Origin of the sequence: Marixanthomonas ophiurae (genome assembly GCF_003413745.1) — a bacterium.
GTDB classification, from domain to species: Bacteria; Bacteroidota; Bacteroidia; order Flavobacteriales; family Flavobacteriaceae; genus Marixanthomonas; species Marixanthomonas ophiurae.
Window position 1 is genome coordinate 822,562 of sequence record NZ_QVID01000002.1, and the last position, 16,657, is coordinate 839,218.

The 16,657-nt window shown below is 33.7% G+C and carries 14 protein-coding genes; 13 read left to right on the forward strand and 1 reads right to left on the reverse strand.

Annotation, left to right across the window (positions count from 1 at the left end; genetic code table 11):
* The first annotated feature begins 35 nt into the window (after positions 1-35).
* The 12 genes from DZ858_RS14055 to DZ858_RS14110 all read left to right on the forward strand — a co-directional run bounded on the left by DZ858_RS14055 (position 36) and on the right by DZ858_RS14110 (position 13,456).
* Positions 36-1,232, forward strand: coding sequence for a GAF domain-containing sensor histidine kinase (locus tag DZ858_RS14055; protein WP_117160291.1), 1,197 nt, complete (start codon positions 36-38; stop codon positions 1,230-1,232).
* A 47-nt stretch (positions 1,233-1,279) separates the two neighbouring features.
* Positions 1,280-3,202 carry a BatA domain-containing protein gene (locus tag DZ858_RS14060; RefSeq protein WP_117160292.1) on the forward strand — a complete coding sequence of 641 codons (1,923 nt, stop codon included), beginning with the start codon at positions 1,280-1,282 and terminating at the stop codon, positions 3,200-3,202.
* 54 nt (positions 3,203-3,256) lie between these two features.
* Positions 3,257-4,519, forward strand: a complete 1,263-nt coding sequence (locus tag DZ858_RS14065; protein WP_117160293.1) for a dihydroorotase — start codon at positions 3,257-3,259, stop codon at positions 4,517-4,519.
* Positions 4,512-4,829, forward strand: a complete 318-nt coding sequence (locus DZ858_RS14070; RefSeq protein ID WP_117160294.1) for a hypothetical protein — start codon at positions 4,512-4,514, stop codon at positions 4,827-4,829. The genes DZ858_RS14065 and DZ858_RS14070 overlap by 8 nt, the downstream gene beginning before the upstream one ends.
* 44 nt (positions 4,830-4,873) lie before the next feature.
* On the forward strand, positions 4,874-5,203 hold the full coding sequence (locus tag DZ858_RS14075; protein WP_117160295.1) for a hypothetical protein: 330 nt from the start codon (positions 4,874-4,876) through the stop codon (positions 5,201-5,203).
* 133 nt (positions 5,204-5,336) lie between these two features.
* Positions 5,337-5,993 carry an alpha/beta hydrolase gene (locus tag DZ858_RS14080; RefSeq protein ID WP_117160296.1) on the forward strand — a complete coding sequence of 219 codons (657 nt, stop codon included), beginning with the start codon at positions 5,337-5,339 and terminating at the stop codon, positions 5,991-5,993.
* An 87-nt stretch (positions 5,994-6,080) separates the two neighbouring features.
* Positions 6,081-6,920 carry a mechanosensitive ion channel family protein gene (locus tag DZ858_RS14085; RefSeq protein WP_117160297.1) on the forward strand — a complete coding sequence of 280 codons (840 nt, stop codon included), beginning with the start codon at positions 6,081-6,083 and terminating at the stop codon, positions 6,918-6,920.
* A gap of 87 nt (positions 6,921-7,007) precedes the next feature.
* Complete coding sequence (locus DZ858_RS14090) at positions 7,008-8,144, forward strand: tyrosine-type recombinase/integrase (RefSeq protein ID WP_239990791.1); 1,137 nt, start codon at positions 7,008-7,010, stop codon at positions 8,142-8,144.
* Between the two features lie 313 nt (positions 8,145-8,457).
* Positions 8,458-10,665, forward strand: a complete 2,208-nt coding sequence (locus DZ858_RS14095) for a DNA cytosine methyltransferase (RefSeq protein ID WP_117160298.1) — start codon at positions 8,458-8,460, stop codon at positions 10,663-10,665.
* Positions 10,662-11,843: an MvaI/BcnI restriction endonuclease family protein gene (locus DZ858_RS14100; protein ID WP_117160299.1), complete on the forward strand. Its 1,182-nt coding sequence runs from the start codon at positions 10,662-10,664 to the stop codon at positions 11,841-11,843. Before DZ858_RS14095 ends, DZ858_RS14100 begins: the two co-directional genes overlap by 4 nt.
* Before the next feature lie 348 nt (positions 11,844-12,191).
* Positions 12,192-12,701 carry a hypothetical protein gene (locus DZ858_RS14105; protein WP_117160300.1) on the forward strand — a complete coding sequence of 170 codons (510 nt, stop codon included), beginning with the start codon at positions 12,192-12,194 and terminating at the stop codon, positions 12,699-12,701.
* A 170-nt stretch (positions 12,702-12,871) separates the two neighbouring features.
* Entirely contained in the window at positions 12,872-13,456 is a 585-nt protein-coding gene (locus tag DZ858_RS14110; RefSeq protein ID WP_117160301.1) for a hypothetical protein, read from the forward strand.
* 510 nt (positions 13,457-13,966) lie between these two features.
* Here the strand turns inward: DZ858_RS14110 and DZ858_RS14115 are convergent.
* A complete protein-coding gene (locus DZ858_RS14115; protein WP_117160450.1) occupies positions 13,967-14,935 on the reverse strand; it encodes an IS110 family RNA-guided transposase in 969 nt (322 codons plus the stop codon).
* 394 nt (positions 14,936-15,329) lie between these two features.
* Here DZ858_RS14115 and DZ858_RS14120 point away from each other — a divergent pair, with 394 nt between their 5' ends.
* Entirely contained in the window at positions 15,330-16,532 is a 1,203-nt protein-coding gene (locus tag DZ858_RS14120; RefSeq protein ID WP_239990792.1) for a cyanophycinase, read from the forward strand.
* Positions 16,533-16,657 lie beyond the last annotated feature (125 nt).

The window sequence follows — 16,657 nt, forward strand, 5'->3', positions numbered from 1 at the left end:
CCCTAAGTACAGTTACCTCGTAGATAAAATAACTTATGGAATTTCCTCAACCTCAAAATAATGAAAAAGAGCGCTTAGAAGCACTTAAAGAATATAAACTGCTTAGTACACCGACGACTCCAGATTTTCATAACATCACAAATCTTGCAGCCAATGTATGTAACATGCCTATCGCATTTGTTTCTTTAATATACAAAACCAACAATCATTTACTCTCTTGTTACGGCATCTCCTTAGATAAAACACCAAGAAATATTTCATTTTGTACCCGAGCCATTCAAAGTTTTGATAGAATTTATATGGTAAACGATATTCACAAAAATGAATTTTTTAAAAACAGCTCTATTGTGAAAGAATACAAAGTTCGGTTTTATGCAGGTGTACCACTTATTAACCCTGAAGGCCATGCACTAGGCACCTTGTGTGTCTATGATCATATTCCTAGGAAACTTACTAATGTACAATGCGATACACTTGTTTCTTTAGCAGAGCAAATAGTGAGCTTATTAGAACTTAGGAAGAAAAATCATTTATTGCAGGATGCTGAGAATGAACTTTTAAAACGGAATAAACAACTTGAAAATTTTGCCCAAGTAGTTTCACACGATTTAAAGTCGCCTTTAGCAAATATAACCTCTTTAACAAGATTATTACGAGAGGAAAATATTGGTAATCTAAGTAAAGACTCCATAATGTACCTTGATTACATTGAAGAATCTTCATATACGTTAAAGGGATATATAGACGGAACGTTGGGATATTACAAAGCGAATAAATTATTAGAGGGACAAAAAACTGATATTCAGCTACAGCCTTTTTTTGAAAAAATAAAAGAAATGCTCATTATTCAACACGCTGTTTTTAAGTATCCAACAGAAGGCATTGTAAAAAACATCAACGAGGCTGCACTTACCCAGATTGTACTTAATTTAGTGGATAATGCCTTAAAGTACAACACTTCCGACACTACAAGAATAAAAATTCAGTATGAAAGTTTAGAAAACTTCCATCAATTTACCATACAAGACAACGGAATAGGAATCGATAAAACCATTCAAGGTGACGTTTTCGAACTTTTTAAAACCACAGGAGCTAAAGATCGAGAGGGAAAACAAGGAACCGGTATTGGTTTGGCAACTGTTAAAAACTTAGTAAATAAAATGGGTGGAAGTATTTCTCTTGAGTCAGATATCGGACAAGGAAGTACCTTTATCTTTACCCTAAAGAAATAGCGATTATTCAGTAAGCATTTTATATATTTGAGCAATTAATTAAAAGAATGCAGTTTCAACACCCAGAACTTCTTTACGCCCTATTTTTACTGCTCATTCCAATATTTATTCATCTTTTTCAACTTCGCCGTTTTAAACAGGTAGATTTTACTAATGTTGCTTTCTTAAAGAAAGTAACCATACAAACACGTAAAAGTTCCCAACTAAAAAAATGGATTACCCTTTTATTGCGACTATTAGCGTTAGCTTTTATCATCATAGCATTTGCACAGCCGTTTACTGCTACTAAAACAGCCTTGAACACTGATAAAGAAACAGTTTTATATCTAGACAATTCCTTTAGCATGCAAGCAAAAGGAACTAACGGCCCTCTATTAAACCGAAGTCTGCAAGAACTGTACAATCTACAAATACCTTCAGAAAAAATAAGTTGGTTTACAAATAACACCACCCATAAAAACGTTTCATTACAAGATTTTACAAATGAAATACTTTCTGTTTCATACTCTCAAGGGCAACTTACCCTTTCAGAAGTATTGCTGAAAGCAAATCAACTTTTTTCAGATTCTGAAGCTTCTGATAAACGATTGATTCTTATTTCAGATTTTCAGCAAAACGAAGCCTTTCCTGAAGTCCCTAAAAATGTAACTATCAATACGGTGCAGTTAGAGCCTGTAAATACCAATAACATAGCTGTCGACTCCGTTTATATTTCATCAAAAAATGGAAACAATATTCAGCTTAAAGTGGATGTTTCAGCAAGTGGTGATGTACCGGAAAGTGTTCCAGTTTCCCTTTTCAACGGAAAATCATTAGTGGCAAAAACGGCAGTCGATTTTTCATCAAACAATACCAATACAACGGTTTTTGATATTGAAAACACTTCAGACTTTAAAGGAAGATTAGAAATAACAGATCCTAACCTACCCTATGACAACAATCTGTTTTTCAGCATCAATACGAACAAAAAAATAAAGGTACTTTCAATCAACGAAACAGATTCTGGGTATTTACAGCGATTGTTCAACCAAGAGGAATTTGAGTACACACAGCAAACACAGAACAGCTTAAATTATAACGAAATACCCAACCAAGATTTTATTATTATCAATGAGCTCACTGCCATTCCAGCATCGTTGGTAACCGCTATACAATCGTTTAGCGCAAATGGTGGAAGTGTGTTGGTCATTCCTTCCGAACAAGTAGAAATAACCGATTATAATAATCTATTGGCTACCTTAGGTATGGGAAGTTTTTCTGGAAAAATTGTAGCTGAAAAACAAATTACAAATATTGTTTTTGACCATCCATTGTACCAAAATGTGTTTGAAAAGCAGGTAGTTAATTTTCAATACCCAACTGTAAATTCATACTATGGAATAACAACTAATGCTACTTCGGTTCTTACTTTTGAAGACAGCAAACCGTTTATATTTCAGAAAAACAACACCTACTTTTTAAGTGCGCCTATTAATCTGGAAAACTCAAACTTTCAAAACTCACCATTAATTGTTCCCACTTTTTACAATATGGCGCAGCAAAGCTTGGCGCTGCCTAATCTGTATTACACCATCGGGAAGCAGAATAGTTTCGATGTTCCCGTGCAGTTAATGAAAGATGAAATACTAAAAATTAAAGATAGCAGTAGCGTATTTATTCCTTTACAACAAACAAAAGCCAACAAAGTAGCCATAACAACTATTGAAGAACCCGCTGTTTCGGGTACTTTTGATATTATTAAAGACACAGATTTTATTACGAACATAAGCTATAATTACAACCGGAACGAAAGCAATTTACAGTACCTAAACACTGAAAACTGGCAAGGTATAAATAGCAGTACTTCTATTTCAGGACTTTTTGAGACTATATCAGAAGCAAACAATATCAACAGTTTTTGGAAATGGTTTGTTATTTTTGCAGTACTGTTCTTGTTACTGGAAATGCTGGTTTTAAAATTTTTCAAATAATGTTGATTTCTTGGAGCCTCATAACACCAAAGCTTGCTAACTAAAAGAAAACCGATGGATATACTTATAAAAGCTGCAACCATACTGGACCCTCAAAGCAAACACCATACTAAAAAGAGGGATATTCTTATTGAAAACGGTACGATTAAAAAAATTGCTACAACGCTTAAAAACCCTAAAAAAGTAAAAGAGATATCCTTGGAAAACCTATACGTTTCACAGGGATGGTTTGATAGCAGCGTATCGTTTGGCGAACCAGGTTTTGAAGAACGCGAAACCATACAAAACGGTTTGCAAACAGCCGCGGAAAGTGGTTTTACACACGTGGCCGTTAATGCCAACACCCAACCGGTTACTGATAGCAAATCGAACATAAAATTTTTAAAGTCACAAGCTCATAACAATGCGGTATCCCTCTACCCTATTGGCGCGCTTACGGTAAAAAGTGAAAGTAAAGATTTGGCAGAATTATACGATATGCAAAACGAAGGTGCCATTTCGTTTTACGATTATAAAAAACCCATTGCCAATGCCAACCTCTTAAAAATAGCCTTGCAATACACCCAGAATTTTGATGGCTTGGTACAATCCTTTCCGTTAGATTATTCGGTGGCAAAAAACGGGATGATGAATGAAGGTATAAACAGTACCAAGTTAGGTTTAAAAGGAATCCCAGCTTTTTCAGAAGAATTACAAATTACCCGTGATCTCTACATTCTTGAATATACTGGCGGAAAACTGCACATCCCTACTATTTCTACTAAAAAATCGGTTCAATTAATTAAAGAGGCTAAAAAACAGGGACTAGATGTTACGTGTAGCGTCTCAATTTCAAACCTACTATTAACAGATAATCTGTTAGAAGAATTTGATACGCAGTATAAACTATTGCCACCTTTACGTACCAAAGAAGACACAAAAGCTTTGCTAAAAGGCTTAAAAGATGGTGTTATTGATGGCGTGACAAGCGATCACGACCCTATTGACATAGAACATAAAAAAACAGAATACGAACACGCATACTTTGGAAGCATTGGGCTGGAATCTTGTTTTGGAGCCTTACGAAGTTTGGTAGATACCGAAACAGCAATCAAAGCTTTAAACCAGTTGAAAAATAGATTTGGAATAGTTTCTGAAGCTATTGTTGAAGGAAACAAAGCCAATATTACCTTCTTTGACCCAGATGTAAGCTGGAAGTTTTCAGAAGCCGATATCACTTCTACTTCTAAAAATTCAGCTTTTTTAAACCAAAAATTAAAAGGAAAAGCATACGGCATTTTTGCAAACAATAAACTAGTACTAAAAAATAATGGATAATCTATCTGCAAAAACCAAAGCGATCATTGCTTATCTTACCTTTATAGGGACGTTAATTGCTTTCTTCATTAATAAAGACAAGAAGCATGAATTTACTACCTGGCACATAAAAAACATGTTTGGATTGCTGTTACTATTAATTATTTCGCAAGTTACACAAGCCTATATTGATTTGTTTTTTGGTGAAATATTATGGTTCATTGCTTTCTTTTTATGGGCCTTCTCTTTCGTTATGGCTATTTTAAATAAAAAACAAGCAATCCCCTACTTCAGTGAGAAATTTCAAGAGTGGTTTACTTTTTTAGATTAGATATCCTATCTTTATAATGTATTAACAACTAATCACTTAAAATTATGGAACAAACCACAACTGACAACGGCAAAAACATTGCAATTATCGCCTACATTACGTTAATAGGGTGGATTATTGCCTTGGTCATGCACAATAATAATAAAACTGAATTAGGCGCTTATCACTTACGACAAATGCTAGGCATTATGGTTCTTGGGTTAGTGCTTTCACTACTTAATATGCTACTAGACATTTATATTCTTGCCCTTATTATCCAAATCGGTTTATTGGTACTTTGGGTTTTAGGACTGATAGCTGCTGTACAAGGTGAAAAGAAGCCTGTCCCTTTGTTAGGAGAACAATTTCAACAATGGTTTGCTGGAATTGGATAGAGAAACTTTCTACTATTTATAATAAAAAGACCGTTTCGATACTTTTTTGAGACGGTTTTTTTATATTCTACACTCTAATTTTTCTACGCTCCACATTCTATATTCTAACTACTATATTCTATTTTTGTATTCTATGGAAAAACAGCAATTACAACTTCAGCATAATTTTAAGCCCGCTTCAACTTCTTCGAAAAAAAATCCAGTTATTATCATGCTCCACGGTTTTGGAAGTGACGAAAATGATCTTTTTTCATTTGCCGGCGAACTCCCCGACACATACTCAGTAATTTCATTAAAAGCACCAATCCCTATGCAACCCTACGGAAATGCTTGGTACAATATTTATTTTGACAATACCGATGGGAAATTCAGTGATACTGACCAAGCAATCGCTTCTCGCGATCTTATTGCTAATTGTATTGATGAAATTATTGAAAAATACAACATTGATAAAGATCAAGTAACGCTGTTAGGCTTTAGTCAAGGGACTATTTTAAGCTTTGCCGTAGCCCTTAGTTATCCTGAAAAAATTAAAAATGTAATTGGCTTAAGCGGATATATCAATGAAGATGTTTTGAAAAAAGGATATGCAGATAATGACTTTAGCAAGTTGAACATCTATACCTCTCACGGTAGCGTAGATCAAGTGATTCCTGTTGATTGGGCACGAAAAACAAAACCTTTTTTTAAAAACCTAGGCATTGAAGCCGCCTATTCTGAATTTCCAGTTGGCCACGGCGTTGCCCCACAAAACTTTCAAGAACTTAAAGAGTGGCTCGCAAAAAAGTAATCAAGTAGAAACAATACTAAAATGACTAACAACTACCCACTACCCGCTTAAAAACCTATATTTGTCTAAATCACCTTACATTCAACTATGGACAAAGACTTCTGGTTACAGCTAAAAGAACAACTTTTAAACTTCTTAATTGAAATAGGCCCTGAAATCATTTATGCGGTGGTTGGCTTTATCATCGGTATCTTTTTAATCAAGGTTACAATGAACCTTTTAAAGCGCACTTTAAAAAGGTCGCGTGTGGAGCTATCGCTGAAAACCTTCGTGGAAAGTTTGAGTGTGTTTTTACTGTACGGACTCCTTATTTTTATAATCGGTTCTATTCTGGGGATTAAAACCACCTCGTTTATTGCTGTCTTTGGCGCAGCCGGTATTGCCATTGCCTTGGCACTTCAAGGAAGTTTAGCAAATTTTGCGGGCGGTGTGCTTATTTTGGTGTTTAAACCTTTTAAAGTAGGCGATTTAATTCATGTGAACAATAATCTGGGCTATGTACAAAAAATTGACATTTTATATACCCGCATCAAAACGTTTGACGGTAGGATGATCACCATGCCTAATGGCAATGTATCTAACAGCGATGTGGATAACCGCACCATGGAGCCCTACCGCCGGATCGACCTTAATTTAAAATTTTCGTTTGAAACCGATATTGATACCATACGCCAGATTACAATAAACGCCTTAAAAAAACACCCAAAACTAGTAAAAGACTTACCTGTAGATATAAGACTGGACGAAATAGGCGAATACGAAATGAAACTAAAAGCCCGTTGTTGGGTGGAATCTACCGAATATTGGCCGGTGTTTTGGGAACAACTGGAAGCCGTAAAAAAAGCCCTTGACCAAAACGGCATCGAAATCCCTATCCCCAAACGAGCCGTGTATCAAGGTGTTACATCCAGACTCGAAGAAAAGTAGTGTTTTTAAATTTTACGTATATTTGAGCATACTACTCCCCTCTTTTTTGCATTAAAATCTTTTTTTTAATAAAGATGTTTTCTATGTATGAAAAATGGAACCTTTCATATTAAATTAACAGAAGCTATTTATAACAGTCAAGCTTGTTACTTTCTTCACTTTTATTCTAAACTTGCAGAAGAGACTATTATTGATAAGCTTAAGTGTTTGCAATGGAGCGACGAACATAAACAATATTATCTCGTGCAAAAGGATATGTCATTACACGTTTTATTTTCTGAATTAAGAAAACTAGGTTGTTATGTGGATTATTCTAAAATAAAGAAAAAAACACGTCCTAAGCGCGAACAAATTAAGAACCCCGTACAACTACCTAAATTAACACCTCGGTTGAAATACAAATTAGACCAATTTGAACGGTGGATGCTTGAAAAACGCCTTTCAAAAAATACTATTTATACCTATAAAGGAGTCACTGCTTTATTTTTACGGTATATGCAATTAAAGAAAGCTAAAGAAATTAATGCATTATGGATTCAACGATTTAATCACGACTACGTTATTGTAGGCGATTATTCCGTATCGTATCAAAATCAATGTATTAATGGCATAAAAAAATATATTGATTTTTGCAGTATGGACGTTGATTTTGAACTACTTGAAAGACCTCAAAAACCAAAAAAATTACCTGTTGTCCTCACGAAAGAAGAAATTAAAACTCTGTTGGAAGTTACACATAATATAAAACACAAAACTTTATTAGCCATACTTTATAGTGGTGGTTTACGTATTGGTGAAGCACTCGCTATGCATATTACCGATGTAGACAGTAAACGGGGTTTGTTATTTATACGCAATGCCAAAGGTAAAAAAGACCGGTACACGCTCCTTTCCATCAAAATATTAGACCTATTACGTCACTATTATAAACAATACAAACCGAAAAAATATCTATTTGAAGGTCAACATGGGGATCGGTATAGTAACGCAAGTGCCCGTGCGGTTTTTTTACGGTCTATAAAACGGGCAGAAATTACCAAACAAGGCATTACCTTACATACGCTCCGGCATAGTTTTGCAACTCATTTATTAGAAAGCGGAACTGATATCAGATATATTCAAGAGCTATTGGGACATAAAAGCCCAAATACAACTATGATTTATACCCATGTAACCGAAAGCAGTTTAAAAAAAATAAAAAATCCATTAGATGAATTATATTAAAAATATTTATATTGAAAAAACACCTGTAAACTTGCTTTATTATATAAAAATAAGAATACATAAAAAGCACAAAACATGCTCATAGCATGACAAATAAGTTAAATAAGAGCATAAAAGGTGCTCATATAAACAAGTTACCTGCAAGCGAAAACCAGCCGCATAGTCAAGCACATTTTATTTTGCTCGTGCCTCACAAAATAAAAAGAGCTTACCTTTTTCCAACGAACAATCCGAACAAAAAGTAGAATTAAATTAGGAATTATAAAAAATGTCCGTAAATTTGTCCGTGTACGCAAAAACGTCCGTGAATAATATGGCAACAATTAATTTTTATTTAGACAAGCCTGACAAAAAAGGGTTTGCACCAATACATCTGCGAATAAACTGTAACGGAAATCAAGTTAAGGTTTCGACAGGTCAAAAAATAGAACCTAAAAAATTTGACAAATCCAAACAAAAAGCGATTGGTTTAACTACAGAATCTCACGAAATAAACCATTACTTGGATTTTTTAAGAGAAAGAGCTGACGAACTTCTTCACCATTCCAACAAAAAAACTTTTATCCAAGACGAAGTTAAAAGCCTTTTAAATGAACACATAGAAAACTACAAAGAAAACAGTAATGTAAACATTGTAAAAGAACAAGTTTCACTTTACGGAAAACCGTTCACTTTTGTTGATTTATTTGCTGGAGCTGGTGGCTTTAGCGAGGGTTTTTTACAAGCTGAACATAACAATAAATTTTTCGATTTTGTTGTTGCCAACGATATCAACGAAAATTGCGAATTAACTCACGTTGTTCGTTACAATCACCAATTAGGTTTAGACGCTGAATTTCTTAAACAAGATATTACAGAACCTGACTTTTTAGACAATTTACTGGAAAAAATAAATGGACGAAAAATAGATGTTGTTTGTGGTGGACCACCTTGTCAAAGTTTCAGTCTTGCAGGTAAAAGAAAAAAATTCGACAAAAAAGATGATTTATTCTCTCATTATCTAGAAGTAATAAAGGTTTTACAACCAAAATACTTTGTTATGGAAAATGTAAAAGGCATTTTGACAAAAGAAAAAGGAAAAATAAAAGAACTAATCATCAAAGAGATAAACTCTATTGTCGACACAAAAGAAATTCCATTACTTATCTCATTCATTAAAAAAATACGAAAAGAATCTAATTCGTTTCTTTTTGATAGTATCATAAAGCGAGTAGAACTAGAAAAACTACTTGAAAAAGATAAAGAAAGTGGAAAAGCTGATTTTATCAATTTTGTAGAAAATAGATTTAGAAAACTAACCCCAAAAATTGCAGATTACAAAACCAGTAAAACGGACGAAAATATAAACACTATTCGCCACGGTTTTAATCTTTTAGCGAGAGCAAAAGAATGGGGAAAACTAAAACGTGATATTATAAAGGAAAAAGATTTTTGCAATATTGATAGCGACAATTTCGCAAATGCTTTCACAGATTTCCTCACAGAAATCAGTTCAGAAAATGTTATTTCGAAAATCGAAAATGCTTTCAAAATTTTAAAGATTCCAAATACTTATAAAAAAGATTGTGATGACATTATTACTGCTTTAAAAATCTACACAACTTCTTTTGATGAATCTATTGAGATATTGAAATCGCATTGCAATAAATCACAGACAAAGGAATTGGAAACTATTCTTGAAAGCATTAGACTTTACAAAATAGAAAAATCTTTTGTTGCTAACGCTTCAAATTATGGTGTTCCGCAAAATAGAGAAAGAGTGCTTTTCATTGGTTGTCGTAAAGACCAAAAATTTATTTCCGAAATACCCGCAACCGTTTCTGAAGAAGAAAAGGTTACCATATTCGAAGCATTGTACGATTTAGATTTTATCGGGAACAACCAAGAAGCTCACCGATACGAATTAGTTGATATTTCTACTCAATACAATGGAACTGCAAAGAAAATGGCTAAACTATTAAAAAAAAGAAAAATTGATGGAAAGCCAATTTCTAAAGGTGGAAAATCTTTTGCAGAATGGTCAAGAAAAGGTAGGTTAATTGAGCGTTTTAAACCACAAACAAAACCTTTCTATGTAAGAAATACTGAAGCTCTTGAAAATGGAGAAAAGTATTTCGATATACTCAACAATCATAAAACAAGTAATCAAAATGAAACTGTTATTGAAAGACTTGGAGTTATCTTAAAAAATGGAGATTACAAAAAAGCACAGCCAGAATTAGAAAAATTAGGTCTTTCGACAAACAAACGAAACTATAATGTATTAAAACCAGACGAACAAAGTTCTACGATAATGACCATTGCAGATGATTATATTCATTATAATTCGCCAAGGTCATTAACCGTAAGAGAAATGGCACGTTTACAATCCTTTGACGACTCTTTTGTATTTCAAGGAAAACGCTCAACAGGTGGAAATAATAGAAAAACAGAAGTACCACAATACACTTTAGTCGGAAATGCTGTTCCGCCTTTATTAGCTAGAGCAGTAGCAAGTGAAATATTAAAAAATATCAAGTGAGAAAACTTACAGACGAAGAACAAGAAAAAATAAAATTACTGACCAAAAACCAAGTTTCTCTTACCTTAATTGAACCAACCGAAACCGGGCTTAAAAAATCCATTATGGATGCGACTGGTTCTGTTCGTAGTTATTTGAAAAGTGAGAACATTCACGATTATGAATTGCAGAATCAAGGTACAGAAAGCAAAGTAATGATTCCAACAATCATTCATACTGGTTTTAAGATTATAAAATCAAAAGCATCATTATATCGTCCTTCAACTAAAAAAGGAGACCCAAGAATTTGGTTTTATGGATTAACAAAAGTGGCTGAACCAAATGATATTATTGGTATCACTTTCTACAACGATAATTTTCAAGTTTTTAATTTGACAAAATTGGATATCAAGGAATTAATATATTCTTCAATTCTAAATCCATTTCAAGAGTTAATCAATGCAATCAGTACGACAGAGAATGAAGTTGCTTTTGAACTTTTAGCAATGTTGAGAAAAATTGCAAATGCAGGTCCAATTCCTTCAATGGTTGATGCGGATACTTCTGTAGGCAGGACACTTGAGACTGCGCTAGGAATTGATATTAACTCATCCAAACAACCAGACTATAAAGGAATTGAACTTAAATCATTTAGAAACAGCAGAACAAATCGTAAAAACCTTTTCGCACAAGTTCCTGATTGGAAATTAAGTAAGTTTAAAAGTTCAGCAGAAATTCTTGACAATTTTGGATATGAACGTGATGATGATTTTAAACTTTATTGCACGGTTTCAGCAATTACGAGAAACTCGCAAGGTTTGAATTTAAGAATTGATAACGACATAAAACAACTGATTGAAAACTCTGATAAACCAGAGGTTGGCGATTTTGTAGTTTGGACTTTAGACAAACTTCATAATCGACTAAAGTCAAAACATAAAGAAACCTTTTGGGTAGAAGCGGAAAGTACCAGAATAAATGACCGAGAGCATTTTCAATATAAGTTGGTAGAACATACTAAAAAGCCAATCACTTCTCAATTTGATTTGTTAATTGAACTAGGAATTATAACACTTGACCATTTAATAAAGCGAAACTCGAAAGGAAAAGTTGTCGAAAAAGGTCCGCTTTTTAAAATCAAACCAAAAGGAATTGAATTGCTATTTCCACCAAGTGAAAGTTATGATTTAATGGTATAGTGGAATTGCCAACGCTGAAAGCCATACACATTTCCAGTCGCACCATCCACGCTACACCAAAACTGTAAAAGAGTATGTCTTTGCCAACGCTAGCAAGTTTGCGGAAAAACGCCAGCCAGGTAACAATGTATATAAAACATAGCTATTAAAAGGCTTTCCGAGAGGTTTTCACTTTCTTGTTAAGTCCGCCAAATTTTTATTTTTGTATATTTAAAAAAAGTAAAAATTAAACATAAAAAATAAAAATTCGGCTCGTGTATAATCCGAAACGTTAGTGTCTTTTTACACGCTACGTTTCATATACTAGACCGTTGGCAACAAGCTGAAAAACGAACTCAACGAGAAAAAATGAACTCAAGAACAATCGAGAAAAATATTGGAAAACCGACAAAAATCGATTGGAAAAAACCGAAAGCAATTGGAAGTTCGTCATTTTATCTAAAGTCTTTTAAAGCAAAAAATAATTCGACGGAATTTATAAAAGAAAACTCTAAATGTAGTTTTGAAAAATATTCAGGTGGAATTCTTTTAAGGTCAAACTTGTCTAATAAAACAAGTGCGTTGACAATAAAAGAATCGGAAATCGAATACATAAAATTAATACGTGGAAAAGAAAGTGTTGAACCTCTGACTTTATCACCAATGTGGATTATGTTGAAATTAGGAGTTTCTAAATTAATTGCAAGATATTTTAGAATTGTACTTGGAGAATATTCAATCGATGAAATGAAATTAAAAATCGAAACCGAAAATCAAATTATGGAATTCACGCAAAACGGATATATATTTGAGAGACAATTGAGTTTCTTTAAAAACCTGAATTACGGAGAAAAATTAATAATTGAAATGAACGAGTAAAATAAAATCGGAACGAAAAAAAGAAAGCCAGTTGCCAACACCATATATAATTTATTGCTAGCTTTTGCCTACTTGCGAAAATCCTCGCGGATTTTCTTTGTCTGTAATTATTTACTAAATTAGGTGCTTAAACCACGCAACAAACCATATATAAACACGTTAGCCACAATATGACGAAAACCCAAATCAGAAATATAATTACAAAGATTCATTTCTACCTTTTGGGATTTGCTTTACTGAATTTCACTCTGAAAAGCACGATTGAAATAAGTCTGAATTATAGACTTGCATATATTATAAACTTATTAGTTTATGGAAGTGGAATTATTCTTTTTTTCTGGTATTTAAAGCCATTTAACAAAATTGGATTTTACTTTAGTTTCTATGCATTTACGCCAATTTTGACTTTATTATTCTGGTTGTTTGGCGGAATATTTTTCGGAATTTTAACCTCAATAGTTCTTTATCCTATTCAACCGAATGATATTGAATATAAGAAAGATAATTTTGTGATTTATCAAGAAAATCAAGGCTTTCTTGGAATGTGTTGTCCTTATAAAATTACGGAAAAACAATTTCTAATACTTGAAAGAAAAATTAAAGAAATAGATTTAAACAATGAAATCGAATTTTATGATAATTCAATTTATACAAAAAACGGAAAAACGGAATTGAAAATTAAATTTGAGGGATATCAATTTTTAGAAAGAAATTTGCCCGAAAAAGACACAATAATTTTAATCAAAAAAGAATAAATACTGTGGCTAACAACGTATATAATCCATTGCTAGTAATAGCCTACTTACGAAAATCCTCGCGGATTTTCTATTCGGTTTTTATTTGCTAAATTACGTGCTAAACCACGCAACGTATCATATACAAAACCGTTGTGCACTATAAAAATTTTATTGCAAAAACCAGCGTTCCAGTATTTACTGGAATTTAAAAAGTCTGATAGTAATACTTTTTTTTTGCAAAGATTTTTCTCTTCCGATGAAAAAAAGCAATAAAAACAGAACGTAAAAGTGGCGCTTTATAAAATTGCTTTTTTTGGGTTTGTCCGCTAAGGTAAAAACGTTTGTTTGCCAAGAATCGGGAAAATTCAGCGGCCGTTTGGGCAGATCCGCAAAGGAAAAAATACAGTGCACAACAAAGAACTGAGGTGAAAAACAACTTTTTTATCTATTAATTTTTGACACTATTCTTCTTAGGCAAGAATTTATAAATTTAAGTTTTGCCCTCTTTTATTCGATATGCATTTCAGTTTACTTTTTTAGGACCGAAACAAATTCATCGTCATAAGGTTTACCTGATTTTGCAATTGCAAAAGCCTGCCTCAATAATTTATTGGAGACCGCAATCAGAGCAAGTTTTTTACTTTTTCCTTTGTTGACCAAACGTTCATAAATCCCTTTGCAAGCCCTGTTATGCTTGCACGCATTGAACGAGCACAAAAACAATAGGTTGCGCAACTTCTTGTTGCCAACCTTGCTTATTTTGCTTCGTCCCTTTACGCTGCTACCAGACTCTTTTATAACAGGTGTGATACCCACATAACTGCACAACTGAGATGCATTCTCGAACTTTGAGAACCCATCTGTGACCACTATCAAGAACAACGCTGTCTTGACACCAATGCCAGGTATGCTCGTCAATAGCGTCAATTGGTGCTGCTGGTCTTTCTTAACCAAGGACAGGATCCTTTCTTCAATAGCTGCTAGTTCCTTATCCAAATGCTTCTTGTTCCGCTTCAATGAGCGATAAACGGCTTTGGAGGGGACGCCCAGTGTTTCTTCACCGTGAATCTTGTTTTTTGTTGCCGTACGGTGCTTGATAAAACTATCCAATAACCGGAACAGCTGTAAACATTCACTCTGGACATCTGTCAAGGCTGTGTACAACGGCACATCATTTCTGAGCGCATAGTTGCAGATGGCCTTGGCGTCGCTCTTATCGGTCTTTACCTTGGCCAGTCCCATCTGTATAAAGCGTTTAACGGACAAAGGGTTCACTACAGATACCACTACCTCATTTTTGTAAAGAAACTGTGCCAGCCTATAATGGTAATATCCTGTAGCTTCCATAACGACAAGGGCTTGGACCGGCAATGATTTCAAAAAGGCTTTGAACCCTTTTTCATCGTTCTTAAATTGGCTGTGGCCATTTTTGCTACCGTGGGCATCAAAGACATCTTTGCTGATGTCAACTCCAAAAGTTTCATTATATTTATTCATAAGAATTGATTTATGAAAGAACCAGCTACTTGGCACACAACAACTTAAAAACGAGATTCAAAGTCTCACAGAACTGATCGTGGTCTGAGTAGTAAAAAGAGAGAGGATTATCAATGTTGCCGAAGTCTAAAGCTTCACCGTATAACATAACCTTAATTCTCTCTTTTGTTCTTTCTGATTATAACTTAAAGTTAACGGATTCATTAAAAATCAAACTTAAGATGTATAACCGCAATTACGGCTTTGTGTCCTGCGGACACAACCGCGCAAACATAAAAGTCGGTAATTTTAGCTATCTTAGTTTCTAACCAATCCGCAACTGATTGTTATACAAGACCGTTACCATACATTTTGAAGAAACATCCTGCACTTTATGAACATTTGGAAATTAACTTTGAAATATCTTAAAAACCTAAGAATATTTTTACTACTTATTTTGGTTATTTCTTGCCAAAATACTGAAGACAAAGCAAACACAAGCAAAAGCCAATCTATCGGACCAAAAAATGGTGCATTGCTTATTGGTGGTGGTGGAATTACAGATGAAATGTGGAAAGTCTTTTATGATTTAGCTGGAGGAAAGAAATCTAAACTTGTTGTTATCCCAACTGCATTTGATGAAAATACAATTGACTACGACCCTGAATTTAAGATTTTAAAACGTCAATTTAAGGAGCGTGGTTTTGATAGTATTCAATTTATGCACACAAGAGACACTTTAGTCGCTAATAGTGATGCTTTTGTAAAACCTCTCAAAACCGCTACCGCTGTTTGGCTTACAGGTGGTAGATCCTATAGAACTTCCGACACTTATTTGAATACTAAAACCCATAAGGAATTAAAAAAAGTTTTAGAGCGTGGCGGAATAATTGGCGGACATTCTGCAGGTGCATCAATACAAGGTTCATATTTGGCAAGAGGAGGACGAGGGTTAGAAGATAATTACAAAATTATCAGCAACCCTGAAGTTGGCTTTGGTTTTGTAACAAATTCAGCTTTTGACCAACATCATTTAGAAAGAAACCGACAATATGATATGTTCGATTTATTAAAAATTAAACCTGAATTATTGGGAATTGGTGTAGATGAAAATACTGCCGTTTTAGTTCAAGGAAACGAGTTTGAAGTAATCGGCGACAAATATGTTACAATTTATGATGGTACATTTTGGTCCAACTATTTTAATGAAATTGATACACTCAGATCTGGAAAGAACAAATTTTATTTTTTAAAAAATGGAGATAAATATAATCTAAAGGAGCGACGAGTTCAACGAAACAAGTTTATAAAATCAAAAAACATTACTTCTAACGAGCAAAAGGAATATGTAGGGAATTATTTGTTTGAGAAAAGCAAAGTTTTTTGGAACAACATCATAATTGAAAATGACACTTTGAAATTCCAAATTGTTCGCAGAAATATTGTTCGAGACCCAATTCCAATTTACGCATACGAAAAAGATTTATTCTTTGACACAGACGCAGAATTGTGGTTTCATTTCACAAGAGATAGTTTAGGACAGATTATTGGATTTGAAAAAAGAACTCATCAGTTTATAGATGGTCTAAACCAAAGGTTTAATAAGATTACGGAATAAAAATGTACAACAACGCATCCTATGAAAAGCACTAGTTCAGTTCCTTATAGTTAGAATTTTATTAACTAATTCAGCCCACTAAAAAGTAGGAATGACTGCCTAACTAAGGTTATACAATCACATCC

Bases quoted from the DNA above. Each gene is read 5' to 3' on its own strand.
- DZ858_RS14090 (WP_239990791.1), top strand. From the start codon at position 7,008: ATGAAAAATGGAACCTTTCATATTAAATTAACAGAAGCTATTTATAAC.
- DZ858_RS14080 (WP_117160296.1), top strand. From the start codon at position 5,337: ATGGAAAAACAGCAATTACAACTTCAGCATAATTTTAAGCCCGCTTCA.
- DZ858_RS14110 (WP_117160301.1), top strand. From the start codon at position 12,872: ATGACGAAAACCCAAATCAGAAATATAATTACAAAGATTCATTTCTAC.
- DZ858_RS14105 (WP_117160300.1), top strand. From the start codon at position 12,192: ATGAACTCAAGAACAATCGAGAAAAATATTGGAAAACCGACAAAAATC.
- DZ858_RS14055 (WP_117160291.1), top strand. From the start codon at position 36: ATGGAATTTCCTCAACCTCAAAATAATGAAAAAGAGCGCTTAGAAGCA.
- DZ858_RS14070 (WP_117160294.1), top strand. From the start codon at position 4,512: ATGGATAATCTATCTGCAAAAACCAAAGCGATCATTGCTTATCTTACC.
- DZ858_RS14095 (WP_117160298.1), top strand. From the start codon at position 8,458: ATGGCAACAATTAATTTTTATTTAGACAAGCCTGACAAAAAAGGGTTT.
- DZ858_RS14075 (WP_117160295.1), top strand. From the start codon at position 4,874: ATGGAACAAACCACAACTGACAACGGCAAAAACATTGCAATTATCGCC.
- DZ858_RS14065 (WP_117160293.1), top strand. From the start codon at position 3,257: ATGGATATACTTATAAAAGCTGCAACCATACTGGACCCTCAAAGCAAA.
- DZ858_RS14060 (WP_117160292.1), top strand. From the start codon at position 1,280: ATGCAGTTTCAACACCCAGAACTTCTTTACGCCCTATTTTTACTGCTC.
- DZ858_RS14085 (WP_117160297.1), top strand. From the start codon at position 6,081: ATGGACAAAGACTTCTGGTTACAGCTAAAAGAACAACTTTTAAACTTC.
- DZ858_RS14115 (WP_117160450.1), bottom strand. From the start codon at position 14,935: ATGAATAAATATAATGAAACTTTTGGAGTTGACATCAGCAAAGATGTC.